Origin of the sequence: Seongchinamella unica (assembly GCF_004354085.1) — a bacterium.
GTDB lineage: Bacteria > Pseudomonadota > Gammaproteobacteria > Pseudomonadales > Halieaceae > Halioglobus > Halioglobus unicus.
On record NZ_SMSE01000001.1, the window covers coordinates 614,608 to 634,266 of the forward strand.

Annotated in this window: 19 protein-coding genes and 1 other RNA gene; 6 read left to right on the plus strand and 14 right to left on the minus strand. The window is 59.9% G+C overall.

Annotation, left to right across the window (positions count from 1 at the left end; translation table 11 throughout):
- Nucleotides 1-50: 50 nt before the first annotated feature.
- The 3 genes from dnaK to hrcA form a co-directional block, all read right to left on the minus strand.
- Nucleotides 51-1,979 carry a molecular chaperone DnaK gene (gene dnaK, locus E2F43_RS02765; protein ID WP_133209337.1) on the minus strand — a complete coding sequence of 643 codons (1,929 nt, stop codon included), beginning with the start codon at nt 1,977-1,979 and terminating at the stop codon, nt 51-53.
- Between the two features lie 99 nt (nt 1,980-2,078).
- The gene (gene grpE / locus E2F43_RS02770) at nt 2,079-2,681 is read right to left on the minus strand and encodes a nucleotide exchange factor GrpE (RefSeq protein ID WP_133209338.1); all 603 of its coding nucleotides are present in this window, start codon (nt 2,679-2,681) and stop codon (nt 2,079-2,081) included.
- Nucleotides 2,682-2,843: 162 nt separating this feature from the next.
- Entirely contained in the window at nt 2,844-3,878 is a 1,035-nt protein-coding gene (gene hrcA, locus E2F43_RS02775) for a heat-inducible transcriptional repressor HrcA (protein ID WP_133209339.1), read from the minus strand.
- A gap of 132 nt (nt 3,879-4,010) precedes the next feature.
- On the opposite strand from hrcA, the gene recN reads away from it, so the two are divergent.
- Nucleotides 4,011-5,660 (plus strand): DNA repair protein RecN, encoded by a 1,650-nt coding sequence (gene recN, locus E2F43_RS02780; protein ID WP_133209340.1) that lies wholly within the window; start codon nt 4,011-4,013, stop codon nt 5,658-5,660.
- Here the strand turns inward: recN and fur are convergent.
- A complete protein-coding gene (gene fur / locus E2F43_RS02785) occupies nt 5,657-6,091 on the minus strand; it encodes a ferric iron uptake transcriptional regulator (protein ID WP_133209341.1) in 435 nt (144 codons plus the stop codon). The two genes, recN and fur, sit on opposite strands and share 4 nt — an antisense overlap.
- Nucleotides 6,092-6,128: 37 nt before the next feature.
- On the opposite strand from fur, the gene E2F43_RS02790 reads away from it, so the two are divergent.
- Entirely contained in the window at nt 6,129-6,542 is a 414-nt protein-coding gene (locus tag E2F43_RS02790) for an outer membrane protein assembly factor BamE (RefSeq protein ID WP_238946713.1), read from the plus strand.
- Nucleotides 6,543-6,547: 5 nt separating this feature from the next.
- On the opposite strand, the gene E2F43_RS02795 is transcribed toward E2F43_RS02790, so the two are convergent.
- Genes E2F43_RS02795 through E2F43_RS02805 form a run of 3 tightly spaced genes read right to left on the minus strand, consistent with a single transcriptional unit; the run spans nt 6,548 to nt 8,648 of the window.
- Complete coding sequence (locus E2F43_RS02795) at nt 6,548-6,853, minus strand: RnfH family protein (RefSeq protein ID WP_133209342.1); 306 nt, start codon at nt 6,851-6,853, stop codon at nt 6,548-6,550.
- 4 nt (nt 6,854-6,857) lie between these two features.
- On the minus strand, nt 6,858-7,289 hold the full coding sequence (locus E2F43_RS02800; protein ID WP_133209343.1) for a type II toxin-antitoxin system RatA family toxin: 432 nt from the start codon (nt 7,287-7,289) through the stop codon (nt 6,858-6,860).
- Nucleotides 7,290-7,301: 12 nt separating this feature from the next.
- Complete coding sequence (locus E2F43_RS02805) at nt 7,302-8,648, minus strand: sodium-dependent transporter (RefSeq protein WP_133209344.1); 1,347 nt, start codon at nt 8,646-8,648, stop codon at nt 7,302-7,304.
- A gap of 107 nt (nt 8,649-8,755) precedes the next feature.
- Here E2F43_RS02805 and smpB point away from each other — a divergent pair, with 107 nt between their 5' ends.
- A complete protein-coding gene (gene smpB / locus E2F43_RS02810; protein WP_165954165.1) occupies nt 8,756-9,238 on the plus strand; it encodes an SsrA-binding protein SmpB in 483 nt (160 codons plus the stop codon).
- Nucleotides 9,239-9,523: 285 nt separating this feature from the next.
- On the opposite strand, the gene E2F43_RS02815 is transcribed toward smpB, so the two are convergent.
- Nucleotides 9,524-10,345 (minus strand): sulfite exporter TauE/SafE family protein, encoded by an 822-nt coding sequence (locus E2F43_RS02815; protein WP_133209346.1) that lies wholly within the window; start codon nt 10,343-10,345, stop codon nt 9,524-9,526.
- A 131-nt stretch (nt 10,346-10,476) separates the two neighbouring features.
- Between E2F43_RS02815 and ssrA the strand changes: the two genes are divergently transcribed.
- Together ssrA and E2F43_RS02825 are read left to right on the plus strand one after the other, a co-directional pair.
- Nucleotides 10,477-10,866: a transfer-messenger RNA gene (gene ssrA / locus E2F43_RS02820) on the plus strand.
- A gap of 166 nt (nt 10,867-11,032) precedes the next feature.
- Nucleotides 11,033-11,467 carry an LAGLIDADG family homing endonuclease gene (locus E2F43_RS02825; protein ID WP_133209347.1) on the plus strand — a complete coding sequence of 145 codons (435 nt, stop codon included), beginning with the start codon at nt 11,033-11,035 and terminating at the stop codon, nt 11,465-11,467.
- Nucleotides 11,468-11,838: 371 nt separating this feature from the next.
- On the opposite strand, the gene E2F43_RS02830 is transcribed toward E2F43_RS02825, so the two are convergent.
- The 6 genes from E2F43_RS02830 to E2F43_RS02855 form a co-directional block, all read right to left on the minus strand.
- The gene (locus tag E2F43_RS02830; protein WP_133209348.1) at nt 11,839-12,492 is read right to left on the minus strand and encodes an energy-coupling factor ABC transporter permease; all 654 of its coding nucleotides are present in this window, start codon (nt 12,490-12,492) and stop codon (nt 11,839-11,841) included.
- Nucleotides 12,493-12,771: 279 nt separating this feature from the next.
- Nucleotides 12,772-13,041: a hypothetical protein gene (locus tag E2F43_RS02835; RefSeq protein ID WP_133209349.1), complete on the minus strand. Its 270-nt coding sequence runs from the start codon at nt 13,039-13,041 to the stop codon at nt 12,772-12,774.
- Nucleotides 13,042-13,243: 202 nt separating this feature from the next.
- On the minus strand, nt 13,244-15,121 hold the full coding sequence (locus E2F43_RS02840; protein ID WP_238946715.1) for a Na+/H+ antiporter NhaC family protein: 1,878 nt from the start codon (nt 15,119-15,121) through the stop codon (nt 13,244-13,246).
- Between the two features lie 77 nt (nt 15,122-15,198).
- On the minus strand, nt 15,199-16,728 hold the full coding sequence (locus E2F43_RS02845) for a glutamate synthase-related protein (protein ID WP_133209350.1): 1,530 nt from the start codon (nt 16,726-16,728) through the stop codon (nt 15,199-15,201).
- Between the two features lie 13 nt (nt 16,729-16,741).
- Entirely contained in the window at nt 16,742-17,566 is an 825-nt protein-coding gene (locus E2F43_RS02850) for a pirin family protein (RefSeq protein WP_133209351.1), read from the minus strand.
- 32 nt (nt 17,567-17,598) lie between these two features.
- Nucleotides 17,599-18,567 carry a glutathione S-transferase family protein gene (locus E2F43_RS02855; protein ID WP_133209352.1) on the minus strand — a complete coding sequence of 323 codons (969 nt, stop codon included), beginning with the start codon at nt 18,565-18,567 and terminating at the stop codon, nt 17,599-17,601.
- A 119-nt stretch (nt 18,568-18,686) separates the two neighbouring features.
- Between E2F43_RS02855 and E2F43_RS02860 the strand changes: the two genes are divergently transcribed.
- Nucleotides 18,687-19,607, plus strand: coding sequence for a LysR substrate-binding domain-containing protein (locus E2F43_RS02860; protein ID WP_133209353.1), 921 nt, complete (start codon nt 18,687-18,689; stop codon nt 19,605-19,607).
- Nucleotides 19,608-19,659 lie beyond the last annotated feature (52 nt).

The window sequence follows — 19,659 nt, forward strand, 5'->3', positions numbered from 1 at the left end:
GGAGCCCGGCTTTCGCCGGACTGGCAATTCAGCAGGACGCCGTTACTCCCTTACTTCTTCTCGTCGTCCTTCACTTCCTCGAACTCGGCGTCGACAACATCGTCGCCTGCGTCGGACTCGGACTGGCCAGCATCGGCACCTGCCGCCTGGGCCTGTTCGGCCTGGGCTGTGTACATCTTCTGGGCCACGGGGCCAGTCGCTTCGGTCAGCTTGGTAGCTGCCGCATCGATAGCGTCCTTGTCCTCGCCCTTGAGTGCCTCTTCCGCTTCGGATATGGCAGTTTCGATCGCCGCCTTCTCGTCATCGGTGGCATGCTCGCCGGCTTCCTCGATGGTCTTCTTCGCAGCGTGAACCAGACCCTCGCAGGTGTTGCGGGCGGTAATCAGCTCCTCAAACTTCGCATCTGCCTCGGCGTTGGCCTCGGCGTCTGCCACCATCTTTTCGATATCCTCGTCCGACAGACCGCCAGAGGCAGTAATGCGGATGGACTGTTCCTTACCGGTTGCCTTGTCCTTCGCAGACACGTGCAGAATGCCGTTCGCGTCCAGGTCAAAGGTCACCTCAATCTGGGGCATGCCTCGCTGCGCCGGCGGAATGTCGGCCAGGTCAAAGCGACCCAGAGACTTGTTGCCGGAAGCCTGCTTGCGCTCACCCTGGACCACGTGAATGGTCACGGCTGTCTGGTTGTCTTCCGCGGTGGAGAAAATCTGCGACTTCTTGGTCGGGATAGTCGTGTTCTTCTCGATCAGCGGAGTGGCCACACCACCCATGGTTTCGATGCCCAGGGTCAGTGGCGTTACGTCCAGCAGCAGTACATCTTTGACATCGCCTGACAGCACCGCACCCTGGATAGACGCGCCCATGGCAACCGCCTCGTCGGGGTTGACGTCCTTGCGCGGCTCCTTGCCAAAGTAGTCAGCAACCTTGGTCTGTACCAGCGGCATCCGGGTCTGGCCGCCCACCAGGATCACATCGTCGATCTCGGAGGGTGACAGGCCGGCGTCCTGCAAGGCAATCTTGACCGGCTCCATGGAGCGGGATACCAGGTCCTCGACCAGGGATTCCAGCTTGGAACGGCTCAGCTTGACGACCAGGTGCTTGGGACCGGTGGCATCTGCAGTAATGTACGGCAGGTTGACCTCGGTCTGCTGCGAGCTGGACAGTTCGATCTTGGCCTTCTCGGCAGCTTCTTTCAGGCGCTGCAGGGCCAGCGGATCGTTGTGCAGGTCAATACCGCTCTCTTTCTTGAACTCTGCTGCCAGATACTCGATCAGGCGCAGGTCGAAGTCCTCACCACCGAGGAAGGTGTCACCGTTGGTGGAGAGCACTTCAAACTGGTGCTCACCATCCACTTCAGCAATCTCGATGATGGAGATATCGAAGGTACCACCACCCAGGTCATACACCGCCACGGTGTGGTCGCCCTTGGCCTTGTCCATGCCGTAGGCCAGCGCTGCCGCGGTGGGCTCGTTGATGATGCGCTTGACGACCAGGCCGGCGATCTTGCCCGCATCCTTGGTGGCCTGGCGCTGGGAGTCGTTAAAGTAGGCCGGAACGGTAATTACTGCCTCAGTCACCGGCTCGCCCAGGAACTCCTCGGCGGTTTTCTTCATCTTGCGCAGCACTTCGGCAGAAACCTGCGGGGGTGCCATTTTCTCGCCCTTGGCTTCCACCCAGGCGTCGCCGTTATCAGCTTCGATGATCTTGTAGGGGACCATGCTGATGTCTTTCTGCACCACATCGTCCTTGAACTTACGGCCGATCAGGCGCTTCACCGCGAACAGGGTGTTGTGGGGGTTAGTCACGGCCTGGCGCTTCGCGCTCTGGCCAACCAGAATTTCACCTTCTTCGGTGTAGCCCACAATAGAAGGTGTCGTGCGATCGCCCTCGGCGTTCTCGATTACGCGAGGCTTGTCGCCATCCAGTACGGATACACACGAGTTAGTGGTACCCAGGTCAATTCCAATAATCTTGCCCATTGTTTGTCTCCAGTCTTACCGGCGCCTCGGCGCCCTTTCAGTTTTGATGTTCTGTATATGGGGCCAATCTGGCCTGATTCAACCCCTTTTTGACCGCGTCTAGCTACTCTTGCTGACCATCACCATCGCCGGGCGAATCAGCCGTCCGTTCAGGGTGTAGCCCTTCTGCATGACCGCAATCACGGTGTTCGGTTCAACCTCGTTGTTCTCGACCATGCTCATGGCCTGATGCAGGTTGGGGTCGAAGGGTTCGCCATCCGGGTCCACCACCTCGATGTTCTGCTTGCCCAGTACGTCCAGGAAACTCTTCAGCGTCAGCTCCACGCCTTCGGCTATGGGCTTGATCGCCTCGTCATCGCCGGTGGCGGACTCCAGCGCACGTTCCAGGTTGTCGACTACCGGCAGGAGTTCACCGGCAAATCGCTCCAGTGCGAACTTACGGGCCTTTTCCACATCCTGCTCGGCACGACGCTTCACATTCTGGGCGTCGGCCTGGGCGCGCAGCGCCGCGTCACGGGCGGCAGCCAGGTCTTCCTGCAGGTGGGTCACTTCCTCTTCCAGCGAGGGCTCGTCGGCTGTTTCGGCGCTTCCGGCTGCTTCTGCCGCGACGACTTCCTCGGCACCATCCACTTTGCTCTCAGGGCTCCCGTTTTCCACTTGCGGGGACTCAGTTTCATTTTGTTTCGGATCTTGCTCGGCCACGCTTGTACTCCGTATGGCTACTGAATTGCTGTTTCAAGGCGGATATGGGGCCGGATCAGGGGGATTCAAGAGGGTGGGTGGGGATTTTTAGGGGGATATTTGGGGTCAGACCCCAAACTTCCGATATTTGGGGTCTGACCCCAAATATTCAGGGCCGGTTATCTACTTGCTCAACGCCGAGCTCAACATCTTCGCGGTGACATCCACTATCGGAATCACCCGCTCATAGGCCATCCGGGTGGGCCCGATCACCCCCAACACACCCAGGGTGCGGGCACCATCGCCATAGGGGGCGGTGATCACCGAGTAATCGCCAAAGACTTCGTACCCGGCCTCTTCACCGATGAATACCTGCACCCCTTGGGCCCGGGTGCAGCGCTCCAGCAGGTGCAGCAGATCCTTCTTCTGCTCAAAGGCGTCGAACAGTTCCCGCAGCTTGAGAATTTCGTCTGCGGTGGCGTTGTCGAGCAGGCGGGACTCGCCGGCAACCACGTATTCTTCCTCGCCGGGTTCCTGGTCCAGGGCCTGATTAGCCAGGTCCAGTGTGGCCTGCATGTAACTGTCGATCTGGCTCCGGGCCTCCCGCATCTCGCGCAGGATCTGTTCCTGCACATCCGGCAACGGCCTGCCGGCAAAGCGCTGGTTGACCATGGCGGCCGCCTCGCGCAGCTGTTCTTCGGTAAAGGGACGCTGGGTGTGGATGATGCGGTTTTGTACTTCCCGTTCGTTGATCACCAGGATCACCAGCACCCGGTCGCCGGACAGGGGCAGGAATTCCACCTGGCGTAATTGCCCCGCTTCCTGCCGCGGCACGGTCACCAGCCCGGCCTGGGCGCTAATGCTGGACAGCAGTGAGGACGCACTCTGGACCAGTTCAGTCGCCGATTTGTCGGGATTCAGCTGGTTACGCAATACCGACACCGCTTCCTGTTCCAGCGGTTTGACCTGCAGCAGCGAGTCCACAAACAGCCGGTATCCCATCGCGGTGGGAATACGCCCCGCTGAAGTATGGGGCGAGATCACATAGCCACGCTCCTCGAGGTCTGACATGACATTGCGAATCGTGGCAGCGCTTACCGGCAGGCCCGCTTCCTCCAGCAGGGTACGTGACCCCACCGGCTGGCCATCGCGAATATGCCGTTCCACCAGGGTTTTCAGCAGCAACCTGGCCCGTTCTGAAATTACATCGCTCGTCATGCGTACCTGCGCCTGTTGGTGCCCTAGGTTTTATCACATCGCCGAACAAACACAAAACCCATGACCGGGCACTGCCGATGTTTATGCCGCCGTCCATCTGGGGTATAACAGGAAAAACCGTCAGGGGCGCCCATGCTCAGCCATATCAGCATCACCAACTACACTATTGTCTCTTCACTGGAGATGGAATTTGCCCCGGGCATGACGGTAATCACCGGCGAAACCGGCGCCGGCAAGTCCATCATGCTGGACGCCCTGGGACTGTGCCTGGGCGACCGGGCCGACCCTAAGGCGGTGCGCCACGGCTGCGACCGGGCCGATATCACCGCGACCTTCGATATTTCGGGTATTCCGGCGGCCCGCCAGTGGCTTAAAAACCGTGACCTGGACGGCGGCAACGATTGCCTACTGCGGCGGGTAATTACCACCGAGGGCCGCAGCAGGGCCTACATCAACGGCAGCACTTCCACCCTGCAGGACTGTGCCCAGCTGGGCGCCATGCTGATCGACATTCACAGCCAGCACGCCCACCAGTCACTGTTGCGCAAGCCGGTGCAACGGGCGCTGCTGGATACCTACGCCAGCCAGCAAATACTCGCATCACAGGTGGAGCAGCTGGCATCCGACTGGCTGCGGGCACAGCGCGAGCTGGCACTGCTGGCAGGTAGCCGGGACGAGCACACCGCCAGGGCCCAACTGCTGGCTTACCAGGTGGATGAACTGGACGAGCTGGCCCTGCAGGAAGGCGAGCTGGCCGAGCTGGAACAGGAACAGAAAATGCTGGCCAATGCCGAGCACATCCTGAGCAGCGCCCACGCCGCGCTGGAGCTCTGCGAACAGCAGGAAAGCGGCACCCGGCAGGCGCTGCAGCTGCTGGCGGATGAGGCCAACAGCGGTCCTGCTATCGACGGCGCCCGCGAGCTGCTGGACAGCGCCGCCATCCAGCTCAACGAGGCGCACAGTGAAATCCAGCGTCACATCGACGGGGTCGAGATCAACCCGGAGCGGCTGGCTGAAGTGCAGCGCCGGCTGGAGGACATCTACGACGTGGCAAGAAAACATCGGGTCATGCCCGAGGAGGTCATTGCCACCCACCAGCGACTGCAGGAAGAACTACAGTCGCTCGCCGGCAGCAGTGAACGCATTGAGGAACTGACCGCCGACATGAGCCGGCTGGCCAACGACTACAACACCGCGGCCGGCAAGCTCGGCAAGCAGCGGCAAAAGGCCGGCAAAAAGCTGGTGGCGGCGGCCCAGGAAGTCCTCGCGACCCTGGCCATGGCCCAGTGCACCCTGGAAATTGCCCTCAAACCCCGGGAGGATACCGCCCCCCATCCCCACGGCCAGGAAGACATCGAATTCCTGATCAGCACCAACCCGGGCTCAGCTCCACAGCCGCTGGGCAAAATCGCCTCCGGAGGCGAGCTCTCGCGCATCAGTCTGGCCATCCAGGTGGTCACCGCCAGCGGCGGCACCGTTCCCAGCATGGTGTTCGACGAGGTGGATGTCGGTATTGGCGGCGCGGTAGCGGAGGTGGTCGGTGGCCTGTTGCGCGACCTGGCAGCGGAAGCCCAGGTGTTGTGCGTCACCCACCTGCCCCAGGTGGCGGCCCAGGGACACCATCACCTGCAGGTCAGCAAAACTGCCAGCAAGAAGTCCGTGCACACAGACCTCAGCCGACTGGATGCCGATGGCAGGGTTGACGAAATCGCCCGCATGCTGGGCGGTGTGAAAATCACCGAACAGACCCTGGCCCACGCCAGGGAGATGCTGGCAGGCTAGCCCTTCTTGCGCACATAGAGGACCAGCGAATGGTCCTCCAGCTCGAAGCCGTGTTGCCGGGCGATTTCCCGCTGGCGCTGCTCGATGACCTCGTCGTGAAACTCGATCACCTCGCCGGACTCCATGCACACCATGTGGTCGTGATGCTCACCGCGGGAGAGTTCGAATACCGAGTGGGACGTGCTGGAACCGTCCCGCCCCGCCTCAAAATTATGGCGGGTCACCAGGCCAGCGGTGTCAAACTGGGTGAGCACCCGGTAAACGGTGGCCAGCCCCACGTTTTCCCCGGAATCTCGCAGGGCATCGTATACTTCCTCGGCGCTGAGGTGACGCTGCTCCTGGGCGGCGGACTCCAGTATTTGCAGGATTTTCACCCGCGGCAGGGTCACTTTAAGACCGGCGCGGCGCAGCTCCTGATTTTCTTCTGCCATGGGGAAGGGGTTCTCTGTGGGATTCAGTAGCGGTATGATGCCACCCCAACAAGTGAAGTGGAAGTTCTACCCGATGCGTATCCTCCTGATCGCCCTGGCGATAACCCTGATCAGCGCCTGCAGCGCCGTTGGTTTCCCCGGTGTTTACCGTATCGACGTCGAGCAGGGCAATATCATCACCCAGGAAATTGCCGATCAGTTACAGCCCGGTATGAGCAAGCGCCAGGTGCGCTTTATCCTCGGTACCCCGCTGGTGGAAGACACTTTCAACCGCGACCGCTGGGACTATGTGTACACCCGCAGGAATGGCCTGGACGTACTGGCCGAGGAACGGCTCACGGTGACCTTTAAAGATGATTCGCTGGTTGACGTCAGCGGTGACTACACCCCTGCTGCGTTTGGCGGCAGTCCAGAGGCCGAAACGTCTCAGGACGCCGGAGCAGCCAGCTAGGCTGGCTACTTACCGCGGCGCTCCCTGGCCCTGGCGGCCCGGGCCTTGCGGACTTCTTTCGGATCGGCAATCAGGGGGCGGTAGATCTCGACCCGGTCACCCTCGCGCAGCACCTGACCCGGCGACACCACCTTGGCAAATATTCCCAGTTTGGCATTGTCCAGGTCGATGCCGTCGAACTTTTCCGTGATTCTCGACTGCTTTGCCGCCTCCAGGGCGGTGGTGCCCTCGGGCACCTGCAGGGCCAGAATCGCCTGTTTCTCCGGCAGCGCGTAGGCCACTTCCACGTTGATCAAGGTCTGCTCTGTCATGTGCTTACCCGTAGAGTTCTTTTGCCCGCTTCTCCACCGCCGTCACCAGGTTACTGGTAACGGAGTCAAACAGCTTTGATGCGGCGGCACCCAGCACAGCGTTGTTGACCCGAAAGCTGAGGTCAAGGCTGACCTTGCAGGCGCTGTCGCCCAGCGGGGTGAATTCCCAACGGCCCTGGAATTGCTTGAAGGGGCCATCGACCAGTTCCAGCGAAATGTGCTCGGCGTCCACCATCCGGTTGCGGGTGACAAAGCTCTGCGAGACCCCACCCTTGGACAGGTCCAGCCGCGCTTCCACCCGCCCCTCTTCCCGGCGCAATACTTCGGCTCCGACACAACCATCCATATAGCGGGGATAGGCTTCTATATCGTTGACCAGATCGAACAATTGCTGTGCCCGGTAAGGCAGCAGCGCGCTTCTGCTAATGCTTGCCATGGATTCACTTACTTACCAAAAAACCGACTCCATCACCAGGATGATCGCGGGTGGCGCAATATAGCGCAGGAAGGCATGCCAAAGCGAGAAGGAGGCATCGGATTCGCGCCCCAGCTGAGGCCGCAGCACGGATTTCTGTACCCCCCAGCCCATCAGCAGTGCGGTGAACAGGCACACCAGTGGCAACAGGACATTGGCAGTGAGAAAATCCAGCGTCTGCAACAGGTTGGAGCCGCCGGGCGAGCTGGCGGCGACAGAGCCGGCGACCATCCAGGCCAGCAGCCACACCGCCCCCCCGACAATCGCCACCGCGGTGACCCGCCGCAGCCGCAACTGCTGCTGCAACACCCGAACCGCTGGTTCCGTCAGCGCCACCGCAAAGCCCAGCGTGACGATCGTCGTCAAGCCGAAAAACAGGCTGCCAAACAGCTCTCCCTGGGGCGCGTTGGCAAAGGCGTAGGGCACACTGATAAACAGCAGGCCCGGGCCCTCTGCCGGCGCCAGGTTATGACTGAACATCACCGGGAAGATGGCGATCCCCGCCAGCAGCGCAACCACGGTATCAAACAGCGCTACCGCTATCACCGAGCGACCGATGGGAATACGCCGCGGCGCGTAGGCACCATAAACCATGCCGGCTCCCACCCCCACAGCCAGGGTGAACAGGGCGTGGCCCATTGCCGCCAGCACAGCCTCGGCAGTGAAATCCACCCACTTGAAGGTGAACAGGGAGTTGCGCGCAGCACCCAGCTCACCACTATCCAGTGCGTATTGCACCAGGATGCCCAGCAACGTGATCATCACCGGCACCGCCAGCCAGACCAGCACACCCAGGCCCCGGCGCACACCCAGGGCAAGCACCCCGATCAGTACCGCCAGGAAGAAGCTCTGCCACTTGAGCTGCTGCCAGGAATCAGCCAGCAGGGCGCTGTATTTGGCGGCTACCACCGGCATACTGGCCGCAGAGAGCTCATCGCCACGCATCAGCTCGATGTAGTACAGACTCCAGCCGGCCACGACAGCCTGATAGCCGGCAATCAACACCCCGGTGATGCAGGCCAGCAAACCCAGCCACTGCCAGTGACGGGACAGCAACGAACGGTCACACACGTTACGAATGGCCAATACCGGGCTGCCGCGCCCCCAGTAGCCCAGAATCACCTCGGCACACAAGACGGGCACCGCCAGGACAAACAGCCAGATGACGTAGCAGAGCATGAAGGCGCCGCCGCCATACTGGTCCAGCAGCCAGGAAAATCGCCACAGGCTGCCCAGGCCCACTGCCGCCGAGGACAGGGCCAGCACAAAGGTAGTGCGGCTGTGCCATTGCACCGGACTCCCCACGAGTGCCTGGCTCACCCGGGATTCCCTAAAATTATCATAGGCTTAGATTGCCCCAGCCCACCGGGAGTGAAAAGGGAAAGATTACCGTTTAAGTGCCGGGCGACCTACGTATAATGCGCGCCATGGCAAAAAAGAAACACAGCAATACCGGCAACGTAATTGCCCAGAACAAGCGCGCCAGCTTCGATTACCAGTTACTGGAAACATTCGAGGCGGGCATCGCCCTGTCTGGCTGGGAGGTGAAGAGCCTGCGCATGGGCAAGGCCGACCTGGCGGACTCCTACGTACTGATGAAGGACGGCGAGGCATTTCTGCTGGGATCGCACATTATCCCGCTGGAGACCGCGTCCACCCATTTCGTTACCGACCCCACCCGCACCCGCAAACTGCTGCTGCATAAAAAGGAGCTGGCGAAGATCCAGGCTGCAGTCACCCAGAAAGGGCAGACCTGCGTATGCACCCAGCTCTACTGGAAGGGCCACCTGGTAAAAGCCCGCATTGCCCTGGCCCAGGGCAAGCGCGCCCACGACAAGCGCGACAGCCAGAAAGAGAAAGACTGGAACCGCCAGAAACAGCGCATCATCCGCGACAACGTCAAGCAGTAGCCGCGCTGTTATTTACGGCGGCGAACTTAGACAAACTCGATCTAACAGCCGCCTTGCGGAAACCCCACCCCGGTACCATAGTTAATCTGTAGGCCACCCCGGCCCGTCTCCAAATCCGAGAGTCAGGGGTATGGCTTACAGGGTATACGGTGAAAACCGCAACACTCTCCCATGGAGGAGAGCGCCGGGTGAGGGACCCTGGCGCGACGCAATTCCCTCGCCAATGGCTTAGCCCACAAGCCGCAGTCGACTGCACCCCCGCAATCGGTTGCGGCTTTTCTATGGTCAGTCGATCAGGCCCGTAAATCGCAGCAACATCCGCACCGAAACAATCAGCAGGAACACGCCGAAGGCCAGGCTCAGTTGGCGCCTGGACAGACGATGGGCAAGGCGCGCGCCAAAGGGCGCCATCAGCACAGTCATCGGCGAGATCAGCACCACCCCGATCAGGTTGACATAACCAAGATTGCCGGCGGGCAAGCGCGGGTCACCCAGACCGTTGATAATAAAGCCAATAGTGCCGGGAATAGCGATCAACAGGCCAAAAAACGCGGCGGTACCCACCGCCCGGTGAATCGGCTGGCTCATCATGGTCAGTGCCGCCACGCTGAAGGTGCCGCCACCAATACCCATCATGGCGGACAGACCACCGATCAGTGAGGGCGTAATAATACCGCCGGCGCCGCGGGGCACCTGTTTCCACGGGCGGTAGTTATCCAGCGGCAACATCATCTGGATGGCGATCAGCAGGGCAACCACCCCGAAGATTCCCGCCAGCACCACGCTCTGCACCTGGGCGGCGGCTACCGAGCCCATCAGCGAGCCGACAAAAATAAACGGCCCCCAGCGCTTGACCAGCTCCACATCGACCGCGCCTTTGGCGTGGTGCGCCCGCGAAGACGACAGGGAGGTAAAAATGATCGTGGCCAGGGAGGTCCCGACCGCCACATGCATGCGAATGGCCGGGTCGACCCCGCGCACCGCCAGCGCCGTATCCAGCACCGGCACAATCACAATGCCGCCGCCCACGCCCAGCAACCCGGCAATCAGCCCGGCCACCACACCGGCAGCCGCCAAGGTGAGTACCAGCGGAATCAACCCTTCCATTGCCCTGCTCCATCGTGAGGATGCGGGCAGAATACACGCCCCCTCCCCCGGCGACCAGCCGACCGGTTCAACAAAGGCCTTGAAAATTCCCGCTTGTGCCCCCATGAAATGAGGTATACTGGAAAGTTCCTGGGGGCGATTTGGATTCGACGACGGATACAAACCCTGAGGTGCATGCCGTGAGGACAGCCAATCACGTTAATCCAAAGCTGTAAACTTATAGTTGCCAACGACGACAACTACGGTGCTCAGCTGGCTGCGTAAGCAGTCAAAAGACACCATCTAGCAGCTTCGGCTCTAGCGGTCAGTGACAAGGTGCCAGCCCCGCGTTATTGACTGTCATACAGAACTGGCTCGCGGCAAAGTATGTTCTGGACGGCGCCGCTAAACTTATACAGAACTCGCCAACCACGTCCTGCCCGTTGGGCTGTGAGCGGCTAAATCAATAAACGGAATCTAAGCATGTAGAGCCGAAGGCAGAGGTCTGGCGGACGCCGGTTCGAGACCGGCCGCCTCCACCAACTCAGAGAAAGGGTCACCAATAGGTGGCCCTTTTTTTTACTGGCATCCGGGTCTTGCCATCCCATGAGCCACACCCAGCTGTCACGATCAATCAAATACGACCAGCGCCACGCCATCATCCAGATTCAAATATAGAATCAAACCTTACCCTGACCGGGATCACTCATGGCGGCTTACAAGGTAACCAGACAACTTTCCACAGCTGAGGCTGCCTACATTGCTGGCCTGGTCGACGGAGAAGGCAGCGTCACACTAACCCGTAAGCATCGAAACGAGAATCGACATCTTGGACTGACAATCAGCAGCACTGAAATGCAGTTATTGCAGTTTGTTGTTGATGCCGCTGGCGTTGGAAAAATCTCGAACAAAAAAGCCAGCAAACCAAATCACTCGCACAGTTATGCCTACGGGGTTTACAACCGCCAGGCACTGCAATTGATCGAGCAGATATATCCCCACCTACTCTCTTACAAGGCGGAGCGCTGCGCCCTGGTTCTGTGTGATTACCTAAGATTGACACCACGGAATGGCAAGTACACCAGCGAAATGATAGAGGAGAGAAAGCGCTTTGAGTGTCAATTTTTGAGCATCAAGCCTTAGCAGCATCCGCTCTTCAGCAGCCGGTTTCACGCGCGTGGTTCAACTCCCGCCGCCTCCACCAACTCAGAGAAAGGGTCACCAATAGGTGGCCCTTTTTTTGTATGTATCCGGACGGAATGGAACCGGCAGCCCGCAGGGCGCGGGTGGCCCACAGGATGTAAGCAATCGCGAAACGCATGGATGCGCGAGATCGATCCGGGAACGCAGCGAGGCCTGTCGGAGACGTCCCGCTGGGACGACGTAGACTCGAGACCTGTCGCCTCAACCAAACCAGGAACATCGGGGGTCAGGGCAGAACCGCGAAGCCCTGCCGGGAAGTGAGATATTCGGTACTTCTGGTTTCTGCCCGCACCCCAACTTTCGCATCACCCTCACCCCACCTCCTCATAAGTCCGAACCAGGTCAGGATAAAAAACCGCCAAAGTCGTCATCACCATGCCATTGATAAACCCCTCGGGAAACAGCATCAGGGCTATTAACGGCCAGTTCTCCAGGGCACTGGTTACCATTTCTTGCTGTCCCGACAGGGCCAGTACCCCAAGGCCTGCCAGCGCCAGAGCAAGCCCGCACAGTATGCCGCCACCAAACCCCACGCCAAGTACATAGACAAAAAGATTGCGCGACCACCTGCGCTGGACTTCCCGGACCAGCAGCGTGGTTACGGTCGCGGGGATGGCCACGGTTAGCAGCCAGGCAACAGGGATGGCGGCGAAGGTCTCGCCAATCAGCCAAATGTAGGTGAGGATTGCGGCCGTTCCGGCCAACACAGCAAAACGCCAGCCCAGGATCAGGGTCATTGAGGTCATGCCCAGCAAGTGAAGCCAGAGTCCCGCTATCGCGGTAACCGACATCAGCCACAACACCACGCAAGCCAAGGCCCCGCCATAGAGCAGGTGATACCGCTCCGGGGCGGCGTGAAGTGCCCGCCAATCAGCGCGCACAGCCGCTGACATTACGCACAGTGCCATAACTATCCATGCTGCAGTTACCAGCCAGGCGGGGAGTAAATCAGCGGCAATCGTCATCGTTAGCGGGGGAAGCCGTCTCGCGTTACTAATGGTTCGTGTCCAAGCGGCACTGTTTTCATGTCTCTTCAACTTTCACATTTGGGGTCAGAGTAAAAACTCAGCCAGGAGTCGAGGCTTGGCGGCATATCACCAAACGAGTTTTTACTCTGACCCCAAATATGATTGAAGCCGTTGGCACGCGACGTTAGGCAACACCGACTGATTGAGTTGAGTGAAATACCGACTCTACACAATGGGGTGAACAGCAGGAGGCGGACACCGGCAGCCCCCCGCTTCTCAGTTAGCGGTAGAAGGCCCTGACTTGGAGACAGTGCGCATGGCATCCTGGGTATCTTCGCGCAAACTGTCGCGTTCTCCCCGGCTCATGCAAATGCGCTTTTTAAAATGGGAGCCCACTACCTGCTGGTATTCACAAACGATTTCTTCCTTGCTCCCCGGCTCGGCCGGCGCTTCGTTCGATGCAACACCGTCGCTCCCTGGGGTTCCAGCACAGGCGACAAGAACACCAGCAGCGCTGATGGCGAGCAGAGTTCGAGCAATACTCATTTCACGATTCCCAAAAATTGACTGAAGCCCTCATGCTACGCGGATTTACGCTGACCATATAGCCATATTTCCCATGCGCTGTCTCAATATTTTGGGTCACCATATTTGGGGTCAGAGTAAAAACTCAGCCAGAGTTAGAGGCTTAGCGGCATATCACCGTACGAGTTTTTACTCTGACCCCAAATATGTGCCAAATATGGCCTCAGCCCAAATGTGGGACCGCTTCGACCGGCCTGGAAAGGAATACGTAGATTCCCACCAGCAGTGCGGCGGCGACGCCCAGCATCAACCACCAGGGCAAACCGTAACCCACCGGCAGGGTGCATACGACCAGGGCCAGGGCGCCCGACAGCATCGCATAGGGCAGCTGGGTGGTGACGTGGTCCATGTGGTCACAACCGGTCGCCAGCGACGAGAGCACGGTGGTGTCGGAAATCGGCGAGCAGTGATCGGACCAGACCGCGCCGGTTAGCACACAGGCCAGGCAGGAGTAGAGAATGTGCATGTGGGCTGCATCGGCAATACCGTTGGCCTGCATCACCGCCCAGCACAGGGGAATCACCAGCGGCATCAGTATGCCCATCACCGCCCAGCTTGAGCCGGTGGCAAAACCGGTCACCGCCGCCAGCATGAACACCGCGGTGGGTAGAAAGTACGGCGACAGGCCGTCACCCAGAACTGAAATCAGGTAATTGGCGGTTTGCAGGTTGCTGCTGACATCGGCAATCGCCCAGGCCATCAGCAGCACGATCAGTCCGGTGACCATGAACTTGGCACCCATAATCCAGGCGTCCACGGTCTCCTCCAGGCTTAACAACCGCTGGGAAAACGTCAGCGCCGCTGCCACCAGCGAAGACAGCAGCGATGCCCAGATCAGCACCGTGTAGGAGTTGGCACTGCCGACAATGTCCTGCAGCGAATCCCCCTCGCCATCGATATAGAGCCCGACGATCACAGTAGCGACCAGGGTGACAATGGGCACCACACCGTTAATGGCCCGGCAGGGCACTCCCGCTTTCTCGCTCATTGCTTCTATCTCACTGCTCCCCTGCCCCGGCGCCTGATGGCGTGACACCTGGCCGGTACTGCGGGTGCGCACCTCCGCCCGGTACATGGCACCGAAGTCACGCCTGCTGATGACCACGGTAAATACCAGCACCAACGCAAGGAACGGATAAAAGCTGTAGGGAATGGAATGCAGGAACATGGCGTAAGCGCCCTGATCCAACCCTTCTATATCGGCGATGGATTCGGCAATCAGCCCCACCTGGAACCCCACCCAGGTGGTGATTACCGCCACCGATGCCACCGGCGCGGCAGTAGAGTCTACCAGGTAGGCCAGCTTTTCCCGGGAGATTTTCAGGTGGTCGCTCATCGGCCGGGTCGCATTACCCACGATGAGCGTATTGGAATAGTCATCAAAAAAGATGGTCAGGCCGAGAAAGGCAATCACCGCCTGCCCCCTGCGCGGTGAGGTGGCCACCTGCAGGGAGCGATTGACAATGCCCTGCATGCCGCCATTGCGGGACACAATGCCCACCATACCCCCGATGGTCATGGTAAAGATCAGAATGGCCGCGTGGTCCGGGTCGGCGAGCGAATCCAGCAGATAAACGGCCATGGCGTCAAATACGGCCCTGAAGCCACCATACACCGTCAACCCGTTCACCGCCCAGGCGCCAACGACGATACCCGCAAACAGCGCCGGGATGACCGCGCGCAACATAAATGCCAGGGTTATCGCCAGCAATGGCGGTAGCAGCGACGCCCAGGCAGGAATAACAGGGACCTGCCACTGCCTGATTAACGCACCCTGCTGGCGTAACTCGATGTCGGCCTGGCCATAGCGGGAGGGTTGAACCTCGGCCAGCACCTGGCCTTCGACGGCAACTCCCGCAAACACCGGTTCCCCATTGACCAGCAGCGTGAGCGGCGCTTCGCCCGGCCCGGTGACGGGGATAGCGACCGCCAGGTCAGTCAGGAAAACCGGAGGCAGTTCCAGGCTGGGCGAAGCCGCACGGACCGCGCCGACGGCGAGGCAGATTACGGCCATAAGCGCGCTGAACAGGGCTTTGTTCACGGACAAGTCCATCTGTTGTTATTGGACTCATCTTACTCCAGGACTCGTACGCCGGGTATGGTCAATCAACCGTGGCGCTAATCCCGCACCCCCGCGTAAGTGATTCCTGTGAGCTCGGCCATTGATCGCTCCCAGGTGGTGAGGTCATCCACACTGAATTTTGCAAGTGCATCATGACCGCAGGCACGCGCCATCACCTGCATCAGTTCGGTGGAGGCGCTGAAGAAATTGTGCAGCCGTCGGGCGCCCTTCTCCACGTCCATGCGCTTGCGCAGCTCAGGGTCCTGGGTCGCAATACCGGTAGGGCAGTTATTGGTGTTACAGATACGTGCGGCAACACAACCTATCGCCTGCATGGCCGAATTTGACAGCGCCACCCCATCCGCCCCCAGAGACAGCGCCTTGATAAAGTCGGCCGGTGTGCGCAGACCACCGGTAATGATCAGAGTAATGTCATGGCGCTGCAATCGATCCAGATGCCGTCGTGCCCTGGCCAGCGCCGGAATCGTGGGCACCGAAATGTTATCCCTGAAGATAAGCGGCGCGGCGCCAGTGCCACCCCCGCGGCCATCGAGGATGATGTAATCGGCACTGGCCTCCAGGGCAAAATCGATGTCTGCCTCGATATGGTTGGCCGACAGCTTGAAACCAATGGGAATACCGCCGCTGATCTCCCGCACCCGATCAGCAATTTCCCGGTAGTCCGCCGGGGTCTCCAGCCCTTCGAAAGTGGGTGGCGAGATCGCATCGGTATGCTCGGCGAGGCCGCGGACGCTGGCGATCTTCCCGGTCACCTTGCTGGCAGGCAGGTGCCCGCCGGTGCCGGTCTTGGCTCCCTGCCCGCCCTTGAAATGAAACGCCTGGACTTTCTCCATGAGTTCGTCCCTGTAGCCAAAACGAGCGGAAGCCAGCTCATAAAAGTAGCGGCTGTTGGCCTGCTGCTCCTCCGGCAACATCCCGCCCTCCCCCGAACATATGCCCGTGCCGGCGCGTTCGGCACCGGTGGCGAGGGCAATCTTGGCTTCCTCGGACAACGCGCCGAAGCTCATATCGGAAACAAACAGGGGAATGTCCAGCTTCAAGGGGCGCTTCGCGTTGGGACCAATGACCAGTTCGGTGGTGACGGCGTCAGTTTCCAACAGCGGCTTGCGAGAGAACTGGGCGACCAGTAACTGGATATCGTCCCACTGGGGCAAGGCGTCGCGGGGCACCCCCATGGCGCCCATCGGCCCGTGGTGACCCACCTTTTCCAGACCGTGTTCCGCCAGCTGATGGATATACATGACCGTGGGCTCTTCCGCAGTGGCCCGAGGGGCAATACTTTCGTCGTCTGCAGGTACAGCCTTTTCCTCGCCCACATCATCCTCTGACAGCTGTTGGTGTGAGCCGTCACAATAGGGCGGATTGCGTGTCTGCTTGCATTGGCACAGCCAGGCCTCGCCGCTTTCCCTGGCCTTGAAGCCCAGCGGCTCTATCCCGCTATCGCGATGGGAGCCGTCACAGAAAGGCTGGCTGGCCGATCGGCCGCAACGACACCAGTAGCGTTCCTCACCCTGCTCCAGTTCCACCCCGGCGGGCTTGATATCGAAAACAATCGGGTCAGACATCATTCTCTCCTTATCAGGCGACCAGACGCCCTGCATTGTAGTCACGGATGGCCTGCTCGATTTCCTCAGGCGTATTCATCACAAACGGACCATAGTGACTGATGGGTTCGTCTATCGGGGCGCCCGCCAACAGCAGGATGCGCGCACCCGGGTCCGCCGCTGTCAGCGCAACCCGGTCTCCATCCCGGTAGACACCCAATTGGCCGGCACCGAGGTCCGTCGTTGCGCCGTCGAATACGAGGACCATGACATTATGCTGCCTGGCCACCGGTATCTCCACCGACGCCTTGCCCTGCAGGGTGATGTCCAGGTAACTGGCTTCGGTGCTGCCGGATACCACCGGCCCTGTTTCGCCGCCAAATTCCCCCGCTATCAGCTTGACGCTTCCGCCGCCGTCCAGTTCGATCACCGGTATCTGCTCCCGGGTGATTTCCTGGTAGGCTGCCGGCTGCATTTTCTGCGCTGCCGGCAGGTTCAACCAGAGCTGGAAGCCGTGCAACAGACCATCTTCCTGCTCGGGCATTTCCGAGTGAATCACGCCCCTGCCGGCGGTCATCCACTGCACGTCGCCACTGGCGATCACGCCCTCGTTCCCCATGTGGTCGCGGTGACGCATGGCGCCGTCCAGCATGTAGGTAATGGTTTCGAATCCGCGATGCGGATGGGAAGGAAAGCCGCCAATATAGTCCGCTCCTTCCTCGGAGCGAATTTCGTCCATTAACAGGAAGGGGTTCATGATGCGCATGGCATCACGCCCGGCTATCCGTTTGATTTTTACCCCATCGCCATCAGACGAGGGCCTGGCGTTCACTACCTGCGCCAATTTTCTGTTGCTCATTGCTGTCTCCTCCTGTTGCTGTCCAGGCTTGATCAGAAGCGATCCCGGTCATGGGGGCGACTAAAGTCAATCTCCTGTCCCAGCGGCACCACGCCGGTGGGATTGATCGTCTTGTGACTGCCGTAATAATGTTTCTTGATATACGGCAGGTCTACCGTCTGTGCCACACCGGGCTGCTGGAACAGGTCGCGCACATAGCCGGCCATATTGGGGAAGTCCTCTATCCGCTGGCGATTGGTCTTGAAGTGGCCAAAATACACCGCATCAAAGCGCAGCAGGGTGGTAAACAGACGCCAGTCGGCCTCGGTTATCGCGGCGCCAGTGAGATAGCGCTGGCTCGCCAGGCGCTCCTCAACTTTGTCCAATGCATCGAACAGTTCATGGTAGGCCTCTTCATAGGCTTCCTGGCTGGTCGCGAAACCCGCCCGGTAGACGCCATTGTTGATGGCGGGGTAAATCCACGCGTTGAGTGCGTCGATGTCCGCGCGCAGCGCCGCCGGATAGTAGTCCGCCGTATTGCCGGTCAACTCGTCAAAGGCGCTGTTCAACATGCGGATAATTTCCGCCGACTCATTGCTGACGATGGTTTCCCGCTGTTTGTCCCACAGCACCGGCACCGTTACCCGGGTGGTGATATCGGGGTCGACCCGGGTATACAGCTGGTGCAGGTAATCAAGGCCATAGAGGTCGTCGGGAAAGCGCTCGGAAAATTCCCAGCCATGTTCCAGCATCAGTGGCTCCACCACGGACACGCTGATCATATCTTCCAGCCCCTTCAGGGTACGAAAAATCAGGGTGCGGTGGGCCCAGGGGCAGGCCAGTGACACGTACAAATGGTAGCGGCCCGCTTCAGCCGCAAAGCCACCCTCGCCACTGGGGCCGGCAGCGCCGTCCGCGGTTATCCAGTTGCGAAACAGGCTTTCCTGGCGCTTGAATTCACCCTTGGTGCTTTCCGTCTCATACCACTGGTCAATCCATTTCCCCTCTTTCAACAAACCCATTCCAGCCTCCTTTTTCGTGTTTCATTCGAATATTTCACGTCAATAAACCCAGTATATATTTGCGCTTTTAGATTAATAGCGATACTTTTCAATCAATATCATCAGATTTATTGAACAATATGAGACTCCCGATTACCCTCGAGGCCCTGGAAGTCATCGACGCCATTGAGCGCAAGGGCAGCTACGCCGCTGCCGCCGCGGTATTGCACAAAGTTCCCTCTGCCATTTCTTATACGGTGCAGAAACTGGAACAGGACCTCGGCGTCACCCTTTTTCACAAGGAGGGGCGCAGGGCGGTGTTGTCCCCCGCCGGCAGGCACCTGGCGGAACAGGGCAGGGAACTGCTGTACGCGGCTGATGAACTGGCGGCCCAAACTCGCCAGGTGGCAACCGGCTGGGAACCCAGGCTCAGACTTGCAGTAGACACCGTAGTGCCGCTATCGCTGGTTCTGCCGCTGGTCTCCGAGTTGCAGGAAGCCCATCCCGGCATTGAGATTTCGCTGTTTACCGAGGTCCTGGCCGGCACCTGGGAAGCGCTGCTGGAGAACCGGGTGGACCTGGTGATCGGCGGCATTGGGGATGTCCCCGGGCACAAGGGCCTGCATTGCGAACCCTGGCAAACCATCAAACACCTGTTTGTCGCTGCCCCCGACCATCCCCTGTGCCGGGCCACAGAGCCCATCGACGTCGCCGCTGTCCGCCAGTATCGGGCAGTGATCATCCGCGACACCTCGCGCAACTCCAGGCCCCTGTCTCGGGGTATTCTGAATCAGCAGACGGCGATGTATGTGCCCACCATGGAAGCCAAGCTTGAGGCCCACAGGCTGGGCATGGGCGTGGGTTACGTGCCGGAGAATCTTGTCGCCGGGGATCTTGCCGAGGGCAGGCTGGTCGCCCTGACCCTGGATGAACCACCCCAGGAATCCACTGCAGTACTTGCCTGGAAGCACGGGAATCGGGGGCAGGCGCTGCATTTCCTGTTGGCACGCCTGCGTCGACAGGCGATCACTTCTGAACCTCAGCAAGTAAGCGCCCCGTGAACAGAGCGAGTGGCAGAGTTTATACTGTCTGCAAACACAACCGATCTCCAGG